At 57.4% G+C, this 16,536-nt stretch carries 9 protein-coding genes; 5 read left to right on the top strand and 4 right to left on the bottom strand.

All coding sequences use genetic code 11. The features are described from left to right. Nucleotides 1–408 precede the first annotated feature (408 nt). Nucleotides 409–3,732 carry a putative metal-binding motif-containing protein gene (locus ACYQ11_RS18800; RefSeq protein ID WP_459925363.1) on the top strand — a complete coding sequence of 1,108 codons (3,324 nt, stop codon included), beginning with the start codon at nucleotides 409–411 and terminating at the stop codon, nucleotides 3,730–3,732. 154 nt (nucleotides 3,733–3,886) lie between these two features. On the opposite strand, the gene ACYQ11_RS18795 is transcribed toward ACYQ11_RS18800, so the two are convergent. Next, nucleotides 3,887–4,042, bottom strand: coding sequence for a hypothetical protein (locus tag ACYQ11_RS18795; protein ID WP_459925362.1), 156 nt, complete (start codon nucleotides 4,040–4,042; stop codon nucleotides 3,887–3,889). A gap of 53 nt (nucleotides 4,043–4,095) precedes the next feature. Between ACYQ11_RS18795 and ACYQ11_RS18790 the strand changes: the two genes are divergently transcribed. Continuing rightward, nucleotides 4,096–4,797 (top strand): SIR2 family NAD-dependent protein deacylase, encoded by a 702-nt coding sequence (locus ACYQ11_RS18790; RefSeq protein WP_459925361.1) that lies wholly within the window; start codon nucleotides 4,096–4,098, stop codon nucleotides 4,795–4,797. Nucleotides 4,798–5,019: 222 nt separating this feature from the next. Then, nucleotides 5,020–5,565: a phage tail protein gene (locus ACYQ11_RS18785; RefSeq protein ID WP_459925360.1), complete on the top strand. Its 546-nt coding sequence runs from the start codon at nucleotides 5,020–5,022 to the stop codon at nucleotides 5,563–5,565. 25 nt (nucleotides 5,566–5,590) lie between these two features. Here the strand turns inward: ACYQ11_RS18785 and ACYQ11_RS18780 are convergent, their stop codons facing one another. The 3 genes from ACYQ11_RS18780 to ACYQ11_RS18770 all read right to left on the bottom strand — a co-directional run bounded on the left by ACYQ11_RS18780 (nucleotide 5,591) and on the right by ACYQ11_RS18770 (nucleotide 9,200). Continuing rightward, nucleotides 5,591–7,204, bottom strand: coding sequence for a TPM domain-containing protein (locus ACYQ11_RS18780; RefSeq protein WP_459925359.1), 1,614 nt, complete (start codon nucleotides 7,202–7,204; stop codon nucleotides 5,591–5,593). A gap of 104 nt (nucleotides 7,205–7,308) precedes the next feature. Then, entirely contained in the window at nucleotides 7,309–7,761 is a 453-nt protein-coding gene (locus ACYQ11_RS18775) for a DUF1294 domain-containing protein (protein WP_459925358.1), read from the bottom strand. 113 nt (nucleotides 7,762–7,874) lie between these two features. Next, complete coding sequence (locus ACYQ11_RS18770; protein ID WP_459925357.1) at nucleotides 7,875–9,200, bottom strand: acetyl-CoA hydrolase/transferase family protein; 1,326 nt, start codon at nucleotides 9,198–9,200, stop codon at nucleotides 7,875–7,877. Nucleotides 9,201–9,406: 206 nt separating this feature from the next. Between ACYQ11_RS18770 and ACYQ11_RS18765 the strand changes: the two genes are divergently transcribed. Both ACYQ11_RS18765 and ACYQ11_RS18760 read left to right on the top strand, forming a co-directional pair. Further along, a complete protein-coding gene (locus tag ACYQ11_RS18765) occupies nucleotides 9,407–13,000 on the top strand; it encodes an exodeoxyribonuclease V subunit gamma (protein ID WP_459925356.1) in 3,594 nt (1,197 codons plus the stop codon). Continuing rightward, complete coding sequence (locus tag ACYQ11_RS18760) at nucleotides 12,997–16,521, top strand: UvrD-helicase domain-containing protein (RefSeq protein WP_459925355.1); 3,525 nt, start codon at nucleotides 12,997–12,999, stop codon at nucleotides 16,519–16,521. Before ACYQ11_RS18765 ends, ACYQ11_RS18760 begins: the two co-directional genes overlap by 4 nt. Nucleotides 16,522–16,536 lie beyond the last annotated feature (15 nt).

Below are 16,536 nucleotides of genomic sequence, written 5' to 3'. Positions count from 1 at the left end.
CGGAAAGCCCCTCACCTTATAGACACATCGACAAAGCCATAACCAACCCAATGTCATTATGTTAAGACCATGATGGGCACGCTTTGCTTTGCCCATCAACTGGACAACGATAATATGTTTAAGTTAATGGCATTGATTACGCGGTTGAAGAGTCACTGGAACCAAGTGCATAACCAGATTTTTTATTATTGAAAATAATATTATTGCACAATCACATATTATGTAGTACGCAAAATTTTATCGTTTTTTCTGGTCAATATTTGCCCGATACCCAACTGGACCTCACCAGTCAAGCGGGATAGTTGTTGCCTAATAATCCGTAATTATTGTGAATTGATTTTATCAAAATCATTCATTTGTATTTATGCATTCATTTTATCAACCGCATCCAAAGGAGGGGGAGAGGTCATGGATAGTATTCTTAAGTGTTTATATTTGAAATTGTTGTTTTTACTTGCAGCATCAATAATGACCTTTAGCGGTTGCGGGAGCAGCGGTAGTGATACACCTCAACCCGAAGTCCAATCTATCGAGTCTATCGTGGCGGGTATCGCAGCCAAGGGACCCGTATTCGGGGGGACCGTTTATGCCTACCCGATTGTGGCTGAAGCCGTTTCCACTGAAGCCATTGCATCCGGGACCACGGAGAATGACGGCTCCTATTCACTCGATCTGGGTGATTTTAGCGGTACAATTTTACTTCAGATCGAGGACGGCCACTACCTTGATGAAGCCTCCGGGTTGCAGATTGATCTCACAACCCCTTTAAGGGTCATTATTACCGGCCTGAATGCCGGAGAAAACGTATCGAATATTGCCATCACCCCTTTGACCGAAATCGCCACACGGCTCGCCGAACTGGGTGGTTTGTCAGCCCGGAACATCAACCAGGCCAATCAGTCCGTGTCACAGTTACTTGGATCGAGTGGCCATATTGTGACCACCCTCCCCGCAGACGTCACGGATGAGTCAAGTCAAGCCGCCTCGCCGGAAGCCATGAATTACGGCCTGCTTCTGGCTGCAATCTCCCAGATGGATGCCGATGGCATCGGTGATTTAAGCCATATCATTCAAACGATTGTCGCTGACTTGAGCGATGGGCAGTTGCAGACCACTGCAGCAGGGCTTTCCCGTGCCTTGGAAACCTTTATCGCTGACACCGACCATAACAACTCCGGAGTCACGGAATCCCCTGAAGCCATAGAAACAGCACTGACTGCCACCTTTGATGTTGGCAGCATCGATCCCGATGATATTGATTCGGATAATGACGGTTACTCGAAAAACCAGGGTGACTGTGACGATAATGATTCATCGGTTTTTCCCGGATATTCAACATGGTATCGCGATGCCGATGATGACGGATACTCCAACGGAGAAACCGACACGGCCTCATGCACATGCCCAGTGGGTTATAAACCGGAAGAGGACCTGACCAGTACCTCAGGAGACTGCAATGACAACGAGGGCTCAGTGTTCCCGGGTTATGCAACGTGGTATCAGGATGCAGACAATGACGGGTACTCAAGCGGAATAACCGACACAGCATCATGCAGCCGACCGGAGGGATACAAATTAGCGGGAGAGTTGGCCGGCACCTCAGGTGACTGCAATGACAACGACGGTTCAGTCTTCCCCGGTTATGCAATCTGGTATCAGGATGCCGACAATGACGGCTACCCAAGCGGAACGACCGACGCAACCTCATGCACCCGACCGGAAGGATACAAATTGGCGGGTGAGTTGTCCGGTGCCACGGAAGACTGCAACGACAACGACGGTTTGGTTTTCCCGGGTTATCTCACGTGGTATCAGGATGCAGACAATGACGGGTACTCAAGCGGAACAACCAACACAACCTCATGCACCCGGCCGGAGGGTTACAAATTGGCGGGTGAGTTGGCCGGCACCTCAGGAGACTGCAATGACAACGACGGTTTGGTTTTCCCCGGTTATGCAACGTGGTATCAGGATGCCGACAATGATGGGTACTCAAGCGGAATAATCGACACAGCATCATGCAGCCGACCGGAGGGATACAAATTAGCGGGAGAGTTGGCCGGCACCTCAGGAGACTGCAATGACAACGACGGTTCTGTCTTCCCCGGTTATGCCACATGGTATCAGGATGCGGACAATGACGGTTACCCAGGTGGAACAACCGACACAACCTCATGCACCCGGCCGGAAGGATACAAATTGAGCGGTGAATTGGTCGGAATGACGGAAGATTGCGATGACTCTGACCTGTCTATCCATCCGGGCGCGGTTGATACACCCAATGATGGCATCGACCAGGATTGCGATGGATCGGATGCCGTAGCTCCCCAGGATACGTATCAGATCGATTACGGCTATCTCCAGAACAGAACCTATGAAACCAGTGAGTACAATGCGATCCGCGGGTCTCTGGGCATTTTAAAAAATGGTGTTCAGATCAACGAATCCGACATTACCGATATTGTTCTAAAATCACCGGAAGGGAGTCCAATTCCTTTGACGCGTGTATTTTACTCTGAAAGCTACATTACGGGTTCATGGAATGAAATCGGTTCAAGTGTTGATTATTCCGTCTATAACGACTCTAGTTTCATGTTTCGTTTTCCGGAGACCTCAACTCTTGAAGGGGGAATCTACACCTATGAAGTCACAACACATGAGGATGAGACCTTAATCCTTCAGCTGAATTATCCGGAACACATCACCATGCCTTATGTGGAAGCCGATAGCATCACCTATGAATGGCGGGAAGATGGTGGCCTGCACGTCTCCTGGACAAACCCCGCAGGCGATTACGACCAGATTCGCGTTTCCCTTATTGATCAGGATTGGAATTCTCTTGCCTATATCAACCTTCCCGCTACAGCACAAGAATTTGACCTGCCGTGGGAGTGGGTCCAATATATCACCACGAGGATGAACCCTTCTTCGGTTAACTTACAGATTGTAACACGAAATTTTGCTGATACGGAAGATCATAACAATTACGCAAGGGGGTATTCAGACTCCGTAATAATAAACTGGGGGAGTTGGTCCTGCATCGATGTAGGAGCAAACGCCAATGGGTTCATGTTTGTATCTTCAAGCGATACAACGCTTTCTACAGGCATGGATATATACATAGATGATGAATGCGGATACGCCTATAGCCAAGGGGTGAACTCCGCAATTATCACCGGTCCCGGTCTCCCTTCATCAGGGTTGATTTATCAAAACATGTATCCGGATTCCAGCTTCAGACGTTACGACCCCTCAGGGAATCCTGGCAGCTATTACCCCATCGCCGACGATGAAGACGTATCCAAGATTCCCGACAATGCGGAATACACCATAACATTGTGCGGAGAATCGGCCGCGGACCTGTACAGCGGGGCCGAAACATGCACCGAAATTTATAGAACAACAACAATTAGCGGAAAAGCACCCGTTCTCAATGCAGACTTGACAATGAATCACTTCGTTTCTCTATCTGCTCCAGCCACTCACGATCAATCCAGTTTAAACTTAAGTGGGCCAATCACATTTACCTGGACCATTCCTTCCGGATTTACAATGGACGAGATCTTTTTTCTCTGGGCAGGTAGTATCGATGTCGATTTAGAACCAGATGCGACCTCGATAACAATAGACAGCACCGGCCTGTCTTCACCCTACGTTCAGGCCATGGTTTTTATAAGTGCGGTTGATGAATATGATCGCTGGTTCAATATGGGGTGGTCATTCTGGTATTAACCCGAGTATAGTCAAAAACACCCGGTATTCATTGCTTTTGTTGGTTGGAGCTATTTCATTTACAGCAACGGTCTTATAATGCCGGGTGTGAAATTACTTTCTCGAAATTTCAGCTAAGTTTTTCGGATACTCTTAACTCTTGGGAAGGTATAAATCATGCAGAATTCACATAGATCAGCCGGACGATGGTGAGGAACACCAGGGTGAGGAAGATGGGCCGGATAAAGTGGCGCCCCGCTTGATGGCCATTCCCGATCCGGGCTCCGATAATCTGGTCCGCGGCCATGGTGAGGCCCACGGACCAGAGCACATGGCCGCCGACCACAATGAAAGTTTAGACGCAATTGAAACGAGGAGGCAGGGATGTCGCCGCTGGATCCGTTTTCATTTAAATCGATTGTGTTCTTCACCGGTGCGGGGATGTCCCAGGAAAGCGGGATTCCGACGTATCGGGGGCAGGGCGGGGTCTGGGACGCTTACCGGTATCAGGATTATGCCTGCCGGGACGCCTTTGAACGGGATCCGGAGCGGGTAATCGCCTTTCATGAAATCCGGCGGAAGGCCATCTTTTCCTGCTCGCCCCATCGGGGCCATACCCTTATCGCCGATCTGGAACGGCGCCATCCCGGCGTCGTTGTGGTTACCCAGAATATCGACGGCATGCATCAACGGGCCGGCAGCACCCGGGTCGTGGAGCTCCACGGCAGCATTTTTCGGGTAAGGTGCCCGGTACACGGCGTCTGGGACGATGTGGGCGAGGCTTACAAACAAAAAACCTGCGAAACCTGCGGTGCACGTCTTCGGCCTGATATCGTGTGGTTTGGCGACATGCTCGATCCGTCCGTGATCGACCGCGCCATCGGCCTGATTTCCACCTGCGATCTTTTCGTCGGTATCGGAACCTCAGCCGTGGTCTGGCCTGCGGCGGGGTTCCCCGAGCATGCCGCGGCGAACAAGGCTCTGACCGTCGAGATCAATCCGGAACCCACGGGCCGCTCCGGCATGTACGACATAACCCTTCGCGATCAAGCGGGTTCGGCGCTTGCCGGTCTCTTTCGGGTCTAAGGGCATCGGGAAAAATGTTTTATCCCACAATGCATCCTTGATGGTCTCGTAAAAAGTCGAATTTCAGACGGCTTCGTAAAATGTTCGAGATAAAGGCTTGCGAATCCCGAGGAATGAGGCGTACTCAGGATACGCGCAGTGACGAGGGATGACGCGTAACGCAGAAATCGGACGTTTTACGAAGCCGTCATTGTTCATTTTTTGGAATCAGGAGTGACAGCCATGAAAAAAATCGGTTGGGCGTTGGTGTGTTGTGCGTTGGTATTGATTGGGGCCGCAACGGTTTCGGCTGTGAAACGGTCGAGCGATCCGTTGATTGCTGACGGTTTCCAGGTGGTGACCCTTGAGGTCGATGGCGTCGTTATGGGCACGTTCGATACGTTCAGCGGCATGGAGTGTGAGACGGACGTGATCGAATTTCAGGATGGGGACGACCCTTTGATGTTGAAACGGCCCGGCCGGGTTCGATACCGCAATATCGTCCTGACCCGATCACAGCTTGTGCCCGATGCGATGTGGGACTGGTATCAAAGCGTGGTGACCGGAACGGTCCAGCGAAAAAACGGCACGGTGATCATCGGTGATAGGGACGGGCGTGAGCTTGTCCGGTATCATTTTTACAATGCCTGGCCCTGCGCCTTTAAATGTGTGGCTCTAAACGGCGGGAAAACGACGGGGGAAGAGATCACCCTTGCCGTCGATCGGATCGAGCGGCGGCGTCCCGCCGGTTCCGTGGGCGCGACACCCGTTCAGAGGCCCTCCAAATAGGAAAGATCCTTGTCCTTTGGCCCCGTTAATCCGACAAGGCGGCGGCCCGGATCGGATGGGCGGCGGCCATGGCCCGGACCTGTTTTGCATGACGGCTGGATCGCTCCCCGTAGGTCGTTCGCCGGGGATCGAACGCCATGGCGTCGTCACGGAGCCGGGCATAGACGAGGGACAGGTAGGCATGGGTGTAGACGTCGCCGTCGGCGAGGGAAAGCGCTTTTTCGAAATGCTCGGCTGCAGTTGAAAGGTCCTTGTTTTTGTAGCGAATATATCCGGAAAAATTCCATCCGAAAGGATCGTCCGGGCAGAGGGCCGTGTAGCGGTCGATGGCCTGTTGGGCTGAATTGTACTGATAGTGTGCGTCCACATGGGCCACGGCCAGGTATTTGAACGGCCTGGGATCGGAGGGGTTCATGGCCGATGCCGCCGTGAGAAGGGGCATGGCCTTGGGCCCCATGGCGGTGAGAGCATAGATCCGACCCAGATCCAGAGCCGCTGACGGATCGTTTTGATACCGGGCTTCGGCCTCGACAATCCGGTCTGCAAATGCCTGATCCCGGTCGGCGGTGTAACGGTCCGGGTCAGCAAGGGGAATGTCCTGGCCGTCATAGCGGGGGCACTCCGACAGAAGCGTCATGTAGGGGTGATCCCCGAATTCCACGCCCCAGTGGGGGGCGGGGCCCATGCGGATGAAGCGTCGTTGGCTGACCAGGTCGAACTGCCAGCCTTCCTGTGTTTTGCAGAAAAGAAAGGGGGCATTGTCCCAGCCTTCGCTGCTTGCAAAAAGGATGACGGCATGGGTGCCGTTTTCTCGAATGCGACAGGGCTTTGGAGCATAGACGGCATGGTTTTTTTTCAGCGTTGCCTCAGGCATCGCGGCGTAATCCCGATACGCCAGACGGGCCGTCGCCGTGTACACACCTAAAAATGGGTCGCGTACCCCGTCTTTCCAGGCCCGGAGCAGGGTGCCCCAGGCGTCCTCGGGACTTTCACCGGCCGGATAATCCCGGTTGACGGCCGTGGTGACGCGGCCCGCGGTTATCGGCGTTCCCAGTTCATGGCGCGCCCCGCCGCCCTGGGACAGAAACGTGCTGTCCAGCCTGGCGATGTCTTCGGACGCGTAGCGGTCCAGACGGCTGGTCCGGGCCCGGGCCTCGCACGCTTCCAGAACGGCGATCAGCCCCACCTCCAAGGTTCCGGCGTTGTAGTGGGGCCGGAGATGATGCATCTGGGCATGGGAGGTGAACAGGTCGGTAAACACGTCTTCCAGGCCGAATCCCACCTCGATTTTCACTTCCTTGACATCGTTTACCAGAAGAATCAGGAGGCCCCGGCCTCCAAGGTTTTTTCCAATGCCCCAGTTGGAGTGCAGGGCAGCTGCGGCCTCGCTTGTCGTCATGGATCCTTCCAGGCCGGGGAGGGCGACAATGAGGATTTCGATGCCGTAACGGGTTTCAATGGCGTTCAGATAGCGGTTTGACGTTTCGGTCACATGGCCCATGAGGCCCGTGAAATCGTAAACCTTACCCGTTTCGGAGGGGCGCCTGGTCAACACGGCGTCAAGATCGAACGCCGGATTTTGCGAGCAGGCCGCAACGAAGGCCAAAGCCAGAAGGATAACGGCGCAGGCGTTTTTCATGGCGTGCCTCTGTGTTTATGGTTTCGGAATCAAAGCTGATACTTATCGTGTTTTTTTGAAACTGTATCACAGGCCCATGGTCGGTCCAAGGGTTTTGACGGCCTTCATGAAAACGGGCCTGCCTGGGCGGACAAGACGTTGATCCATGCCTTGATGATACGGACGCCCTGCGGGGAGAGTGTCCAGAGGAACGTGCCGGCATTGATGAGGATTGTCAGTCGGAAAACAAATGAAAACGAGCGTTTGGACGATTTGTGGCGAAGAAAGGCCCGGGCCGGCATGGCTCCGGGCCACCCTCCGAACAGCGAAACAAGATGCAGATGCGTTTCGGAAATCCGGAAGCGCCCGTTTTGTGCGGCGGCTTTATCTTTGGCGTAGAGCAAAAACGCATAGACGCTCATGACCGTATAAAGTCCGAAGACGGCGGGGTGCACCCGGTTGACGTACACAAGGCCCCCAACCACCGTGATGAACGACAGCGACATCCCCACGGCCCAGCGCTGTTGCCGCGCTTTTGTACCGGTTCGTCCCCCTGCATTTTTGAACGTTGTCTTCATCAATCACGCTTTCAGGTCGCCGTTGTTCATAGTTTGCCTGTCCCCCATGGGCCTGAAATGATCCGGCCGTTTCCTGTGAGGGGAAACGGCCGGGTGCGGGTCAGGTGCAGGGATCAGAGCCAGCCGATTTGTTTGGCGGCGGAGGTCAGTTCGTCGCGAAACTGCGGGTGGGCGATGGCGATCAGGGCCTTGGCCCGCTCGGGGATGCTCTTGAAGATCAGGTTGGCCACGCCGTACTCGGTGACCACGTATTGCACGTCGTTGCGGGAGGTGGTCACCACGGTGCCCTCGGGCAGGACGGGCAGGATCTTGGAACGCAGGTTTCCCTGTTTGTCGGTGTAGGTGGAATTCAGGGACAGGATGCTTTTGCCGCCCCTGGACAGTTTGGCACCCTGAACGAAATTCACTTGGCCGCCGGTGCCGCTGTATTGTTTGGTACCGATCGATTCCGAGGCGGCCTGACCGGTCAGGTCGAACATCAGGGCGTTGTTGATGGAGATCAGGTTGTCGTTTTTGGCGATTTCCAGGGGGTTGTTGATGGTGCCGATGTCGTGGAACTCCAGGTCCGTGTTTCCGTCGATGAAATCGTAGAAGGCCTGGGTGCCCACGGCGAAGGCGCCGATGACCTTGCCCGGCTTGTAGTTTTTCCGGCTGCCGTTCAGAACCCCGGCCTTCATCAGTTCCATGGCGGACGGCGTGACGACTTCGGCGTACATGCCCAGATCTTTTTTATCCTTGAGCAGATGGCCGATGGCGTTGCCCAGGCCGCCGAACCCGAGCTGGATGGTGGAGCCGTCGGGAATCATGTCGGCGATGAACGCGGCGATTTTTTCTTCGGTTTCGGTGATGGCGATTTCCGGGACTTCGAAAACCGGTGCGTCATGCTCGATGATGCAGTCCACTTCCGACACATGGATCTTGAAATCCTCGCTGTTCATCAGGGGGAAGTTGCGATTGACTTCGATGATTACCGTTTCGGCCTCTGCGATGGTCTTCTTGTTCACGAAGGAGCCGAACAGGGACCGTGTCATGTAACCGTTTTCGTCCGGAGGGGTGGCCACGGAGGTCACCACGTTGAACTTCCGGTTGGCGCAAAAGTTGCCGACATCGCCCAGGTGCTGGGGCACGTAGGCCGAGACGCCGAATTCCATGCACATCCTCTCCACCGGCCCCACGAACATGGTTTCGATGCTGAAGCTTTCCTTGTTTTCCGGAGCCATGAACCCGTAGAGCCCCAGGGCGTAACCCAGGGCAAGGGTGACGTTTTTCAACTCACCGGCCCGTTCCGACAGGGCCGTGCAGAAGGCCGGGGGAATACAGGTTCCTCCGGACAGGGCAACCCTGTCGTTGGATCTGATTCGGGCGGCGGCCTCGTGGGCGGTCATGCGTTTCGCGTTGTACTCTTCCTGCCAGGTGCTCTTTCTTACAGCTGATTCCATATGGTTGACTCCGTTTTGTTTCAGGGACGCCCATGGTCGGGCCATGGTTAAACTTTACGTTAACGTGAGCTTTTACGTGAAAACGCATTCGAATGCAACTGTTTTTTTGACCCGGAAAAAAAATGACCGGATCTGTCCCGGCTTTGTGTTATATCACTCAGAATCTGGCGATGATCGCACCATTTGGATTGCATGCGGAGGGGCCCATGCCCATTGAACTTTATTTCGGGAACCGGCTGGAGGATCTTTCGGAAAAACTGGCCGAGGGGATGAACGGGACGGCGACGGACCCGGACCAGGTGTTTTGTCCGCCGGTGGTGATCGTTCCCAACCAAAACCTGGCCAAATGGCTGCAGCTGATCCTGGCCAGGCGTGAGTCCATCGTCATGAATACGGCGTTTCAGTATCTGGAAGACGGTCTTTGGGACATGCTTGGCGCCCTGGATCACCGGGGTGAAACGCCGCTAAGGCTCGACAGCGCGACGATGAAGCTGGTTGTCCTTTCGGTGCTTCAGGATGCGGACCCGGCATCCTCAGAACTTGCCCCCATGATCCGCTATCTGTCCGGCCCGGGGGATCAGCCGCCGGAAAACCGGGCCGCCCGGCTTTTTCAGGTGTCGGAAAAGCTGACCCATCTGTTTCAGGAATACATGTTCCACCGGCCCGAAATGATCGACGCCTGGATGGAGGGCAGGACCTTCGATGACCCCATGGAAATCTGCCAGAGCCATCTTTACCGCAGGGTGTTCTCACGGCTGGACGCTTACAATCGGGGCTCTGACCGGCCCCTGGTGTCCCTGGGGGATTACGCGCGGACGGTGCTCTCCCGCTGCGACGCTCCGGGGGTCCTGTCAAACAGACGGGTCCATGTTTTCGGTCTGTCCCAGATTTCAGGGTTCCACCTGGATCTGATCGGGCGCCTGTCCCCCCATGTCACCATTGCCGTTTACGCCCTCAATCCGTCCCGGGAATTCTGGGAGGATCTCCGGACGCCGGGTGAAAAACGCTGGATCAGGCGACAGGCGGCCTCTCTCAGGCCCCGTCCCGACGAAGTGGAGCAGGGCGAACTCGACGGCGAGGTCCGGCAGGCCCTGCTGTCGGCCTGGGGCAAGCCCGGCCGGGAAAGTGTCCGTATGCTTTGCGCCTTGACCGATTACGATTTTTCGGCCTGTTACGCCCCGGACAAGGCGCCGTCGGGCCTCCTTCAGACCGTTCAAAACAACATTCTGACCCTGGAACAGGGTCGGGTCGAGGCCCAGGACCGAAGCCTTCAGATCATGGCCTGCCCCGGAATATATCGGGAGGTCGAAACGGTTTACAACAGCATTTTGTACAATCTGGAACAGGACCCGTCGCTTCTGCTGACGGACATCGCCGTGCTGGTGTCGGACATGGCCGCCTACAAACCGGTGCTCGATGCGGTGTTCAACCGCAGTCCCCGGGTCATCACCTACAATCTGGTGGATTCCAACGCCCGGATGGAGAGCGCCTATGCCCAGGGTGTCCTGGCTGTTCTTGGTCTTGCGTCCGGTCGGTTTTCCCGGCGGGAGGTGTTCGAACTGGCGGCCAATCCCTGCTTTATGTCACACTGGGGGATCGATGCCGACGACCTTCGGGTCTGGGCTTCCTGGGCCGACGCGTTGGGTATTTTTCATGCCTTCGATGAATCGGACAAACTCCGGCGCGGCTATATGTTCAGCGAACGGTACACCTTTAAACAGGGACTCAGGCGACTGCGCCTGGGACGTCTGATGGCCCTGCCCGGAGCCCGGGGGGGCGCCGACCTTTTCGCCCATGTCAACGGCCTTGTCCCCTACGGCGACATTCATACCGCAGAAAGGGGCCGGGTCGAGGCCTTCTGTGTGGTGGTGGAAACCCTTCACCGGGCCGTATCCCGCCTGAAGGCCGCATCCGGCGGCACGGTGCCCTGGGCCGAGGTCGTCGTGCCCGTACTGGACAGCCTTCTGGGCGTGCCCGAGGATCTCCGGGGCGAGGCGGCGGTCCGCCGATCCTTGATCGAGGCCTATGCGGGGCTTTCTTTCTATGAAGGCCTTTCATCGTCGGCGGTCATGGATCTCGATCTGTTCAGGGAGTTTACGGCATCCCACCTTGGGGGCATTCCCGGCGGGGTCGGCGATTACCTGACCAGCGGCGTGACCATGTCGGCTCTCCAGCCCATGCGGCCCATTCCGTTTCGGATCATCTATGTTCTGGGCATGGGCGAAGGACAGTTCCCGGGTCGGGCCGACACGTCTTCCCTGGACCTTCGGCTTGGCCGACGAAGAATCGGAGACATCACCACGCCCGAACGCAACAGCTACCTGTTCCTTGAAATTCTGCTGGCGGCCCGGGAAAAGTTCTACCTCAGCTACGTGGCCCGGGACCTCCAGAAGGACCGGGTCATAGAGCCCTGCTCAGTGGTCAATCAACTGAGGCGCTATGTGGAGCAGGAGGTTCTTCCCGAAGGCCTGTCCTTTTCCGTCTGTGCGGTGCCGCTCAAAGGCGGCAGCGATCGCTACCGGGCCCCCGGGGCGATCAGTGAGTTTTGCGATGTGCTGGTCAATTACCATGCGTCGGACCGGGTGGCCGACCTCCGGTCCGCCGGTCTCTGGGACCGGTTCATCAGCCGAGCCGCCCCCCGCGACCGCGAGGCTATGGCCCGCCTGAACCCGGACTTCTCCATGGTTCCGGTTCAATCGGGCCGGGCCGACGCAGCCCCCGTGAGCATCACCCTCCGTCAGTTGAGGAAATTTCTGGAAGACCCGGTCCGTCAGGGTCTTCGTTACCATCTGGGCATTCATGACGAGACCGTCGCAACCGATTCGACCCTTGAGGAAGATGAACCGTTTTATTCGGTGTTTCCGGTCGATTATCATCTGAAAACCGGCACCCTGGAACGATGGGTGGACGATTGCTGCGCCCGGACGGAGCCGTTTCCGGAGGATATTTTCGAGCGGCTTTATGAGCATTCCGGTCTGAAGAGCCAGGTGCCCGAAGGCGATTTCGCCCTGCCCGACAAAGCCGCCCTGGGCGATGCCGTCCGTCGGTCCATGGCGGCGCTGACCCCGGTGATCGAGATGTTCAACCGGGCTCCGGAACGCTACCTTGCCCTGGCCATGGGCGAGGCGGCTGCGCCGCCTCCCTCAGCCGGAGACGGGCCGCAGGTCAGGCATCTCGATGCGGTGACGCTGGATGTCGACACGCCCCGGACGGGACGGGTGACGGTGACGATCAGCGGTCGGCTTCCCCGGGTTTTCAAAGACGAGGAGGGACGGTGGCATGTGCTGGTGATCACCGGATCGGAGGCAACGACCCGGCAGAAGAAAAAACACGCCGCGATCCCCGTACTGTTTTTCATGCTGTGCCGCCTGGGCGCCCCGGGCCCGGTCTGTGAGGACGCGTCGCCGCTGACCCTGCACGTGCTTTTCGGAGATACCGTCGAGACCTGGGTGTTCGAGCTTGACCCGGAGCGGTCCCGGCGGTATCTGAACGATCTGATCGCTGATTATCTGGGGCAGACGGTTCCGTCCCGGCTGCCCCTTGCGGTGGTGGAAGCGCATCTTCCCAGGGATGCGAAAAAATTCGATGACCCCGACCTGATCGAGACCTTCAACATGAAATGCCGGGGCTCCCTGGCAGAGTCCCGGGATTTCTTGTCGATTCTGGCCCGGGCGGTTCCGCCCGATGACCCCTTTGCACTGGCCGAACGGCGGTTTCATCCCTTCTTTCCGGCCTTCGACGCGATCCGGGCGGCCAGGGGCGAAAAAGCGGACACCGACACGAAAGAGGCACCCCAATGACCTTAACCTATGTCCGGGACTGCAACGACATCGACCTTGACCGCCATGCCTTCATCGAGGCGTCGGCGGGAACCGGAAAAACCTATACCATCGAAAACCTGGTGGTCCGTCTTTTGATGGAAAAACCGGATCTCGAGCTTTCCGGCATCCTTCTGGTGACGTTTACGGAAAAGGCCACCAGCGAGCTCCGGCAGCGCATCCAGGAAAAGCTGGAAAGCCACCGGGCCGCCGTGGCCGGCGACCCCCTTCTCGTGAAAAAAATCAGCGCCACCCTGGACGCCTTCGACACGGCGTCGATCTATACCATTCACGGATTCTGCCAGACCGTTCTTCGGGACTTCGCCTTCGAGAACGGGGCGCTGTTCAGCCACGAGGTCATCGACGACGGCCCCCTGTTTACGACGCTTCTCAAAGAGCAGATGCGAAAAGACTGGCCACGGATTTACGGGGCTTCGTTGCGGACCCTTCTGTCGGTCTCGAATTTTTCCGGAAGGAAAGACACGTTCCTGGACCGGGTGTCGACCCTGGCCCGCAACGTGCGGCCCGAGTACGGCGACGACATTCGTCCCGACATCACCGGCCGTACCGCCGAATCGTGCATGGACGCCGTCTTGCTGGAAACGGCCCGCCTGAAGACGCTGGTGACTCCGTCTTTTCTGGACCGGTTTGAAAAACTGAATCTGAAGAAAAAACCCAAAGCGCTTCTTGGCGCCTTTCTCAGGGATATCGGCGGTGACGCCTGCCCCACGGATCGGGTGATCGGTTCGCTTCTGGAGCTTGAGATGTTCAGCGACACGCCGTCCGACGATCCCTGGCCGAAAAACAGAAAAAAGAATATCGAGGCCTGCCCCGGCATCGACACGGTGTTGGATGTCCTGCCCGTTTTGTATGAGGAAAGCCTTTGCCTGGCCCACCTGCTCACCCTGGAGAGCATGGAACGCCTGAAAGCCGATGCGGCGATAATCAAGCAGCAGAACGGCTGGATCAGCTACGACGACATGATCGGCCGCCTGAACGATGCCCTCGCGGGACCCGGCGCCGAGGCCCTTCTTGAACGCCTGCGGCGGCAGTACCGCGTGGCCTTTGTCGATGAATTCCAGGATACGGACGCGGCCCAGTGGGCGGTGTTCAGCCGGATTTTCCTGGACGCCCCGGAGGGTGGACACCCCAACCGCCTCTACCTGATCGGTGACCCCAAGCAGGCCATCTATGCCTTCCGGGGGGCCGATGTCTTTGTCTACCTGGAAGCCAAAGAGCGCCTGGCCCGGCTGGCCGGACAGGGGCGGGCCAGGCTGTATTCGCTGGCCACCAACTGGCGATCCCGGCCCGAACTGATCGCAGCCTTCAACCGCCTGTTCGGACAGGACGCCTGGTTTGTTCCCCAGGCCCGGGCCGGGGCCTTCGACATCGGCTATCAGGATGTGGGCTTCCCCGACGAGGCCGATCGGCCCGAGCGTCTGGTCAACGACCGCTCGGGCAGGCCCCCTCTGACCATCTTCGATATCAGCCGCCATACCCAGGCCGGGCAGGTCAAGGCTGACCTGGCCGATGCCGTCACCCGGGAGATCGTGCACCTGATTTCCTGTGGAGGTATGGATATCCTTAAAAAAAATGGTATGTTGCGGCCTCTGGACTACGGGGATATCTGCATTCTGGTCCGGGGAAAAAGCGACATGGAGGTCCTGGAACCCTTTCTTTCGGAACGCCGGATCCCCTATACGTATTATCGCAAGCCGGGACTTTTTTTGTCCGACGAGGCCCTGTTCCTGAGCTGTGTCTTTCAGGCCGTGCTGGACCCGTCGGACACGGCGCTGGTGCGTAAAGCCCTGCTCACCCCCTTTTTCGACGTTTATCCCGAGGTGCTTGACGCCTATGACCATCAGCCCGTCACCCACCCCGTCAAAAAGCTGCTGTATGCCTGGAACGGGTATGCGACAAAACGACGGTGGAGCCTTTTGTTTCAGTCGCTGATGGAGGATTCGGGGCTGGTGTTTCGACACTCCGCGGACCACGACTGGGATCGGCGCGAGACCAACTACCGCCAGATCTTCGAGCATCTGACCGCGCTGGCCTATCGGAAAAATCTCGATTTCCAGGGCCTTTCCGCCCAGCTTGACCGATACATCGCAAGGACATCCGCTGCGGACGACGACGCGGACATCCATCAGATCGAGACCGAGGACCGCAAGGTCCAGGTGATGACCATGCATGTGAGCAAGGGACTGCAGTTTCCCATTGTCTTTGTGGCCGGGGGCCTGGGTCGGTCCAACACGGCGGAGTATTATCAGTATCACCTCCGTGAGGAGGGCTCGGGCCGGGTGCGGAAGGTCGTCGATCTGACCAAACGCACCGGAAAGGACCTGCATGATCAGGAACGGTGGGAGGAAGACAAACGCCTGTTCTATGTAGCCCTGACCCGGGCCCGGTTCAAGCTTTATGTGCCCCGGTTCGATCCGCTCGGTTCCCACCGCCTGGACGGTCCGGTGTCCCGCATTATTACCCCTTCCCTCGACGCGGCCTTTGCCGGACGTGAGGGGCAGGGCGATATCCTGTGGCTGGACGCCGCCGATGCCGGGAGCGACTCCGGCCTGACCGCCCCGCCCGCACCTGCCGGGGCCGTTGCGGACCAGCTTCCGGAATTGCTGCCCCGGGCCTTGGATTACAGGAACCGGCGTCGCCTGATGGAATCCTTCTCGTCTTTGCACGGTCGCAAACGGGCGGGCGACGAGACGGTCTTCCATGCAAGGCTCACAGAACCCCGGGATGACGAGGAGCATCATGCCGCCCCGCCGTCGTTCCAGGTCCCGGCCGTCACCGCCGGGCGGGAACTGCCCGGCGGGGCCGAAACGGGGTCCATGCTGCACGATATTCTGGAAACCATCGACTTTAAGGCCGTGGCCCGACATCCCGATCGCCTGCTTGCCGCGGACGAGACCCGGTTGATCATCGACCGGGCCATGCAGCGCTACGGCATGGATCGGGCCTTCCGGGACGAGGTGGCCCGCATCATCGCAGACACCATCACCGCGCCCATCCCGCCTCTGGGCGATTCCTTTTGCCTGGGGGATCTGACGGCGGCCCAGCGTCTCCACGAGGTCGAATTCGTCTTTCCCATGCCCGGTGCATTGCCGGACGTTTCCGGCCTCGAACCCTCTGCCGGCGGGTACATTCGGGGTTTTATCGACCTGATTTTCCGGGCAGAGGGCCGGTTCTACATCGCCGACTGGAAGTCCAACCGCCTGGAGCGGGGCTACGACGCGGCGGCCATGGAGCAGAGCATGGGCGATGCGGATTACCATCTTCAATACACCATTTACACCCTGGCCACCCTGAGGTGGCTGGAAAAATGCCTGGGCCCTTCCTTTGACCGGACGCGGCATTTCGGCGGGATCTTTTATTTCTATCTGAGGGGCATGGGCAAGGGCAACGGTCAGGGCATCTATCATGTCCCCCCGGAAAAGGTAACCCTTCTGTCGGATCTGGAACGGGCGGTGGCCGCGGCCGCCCAGGTCCTCCGATGACAGGGACAGGTGACG

The sequence above is a fragment of the Desulfatiferula olefinivorans genome (assembly GCF_054657895.1).
Note: the sequence above shows the minus strand (reverse complement) of the source record. Positions and strands in the feature narration are given on the sequence as shown.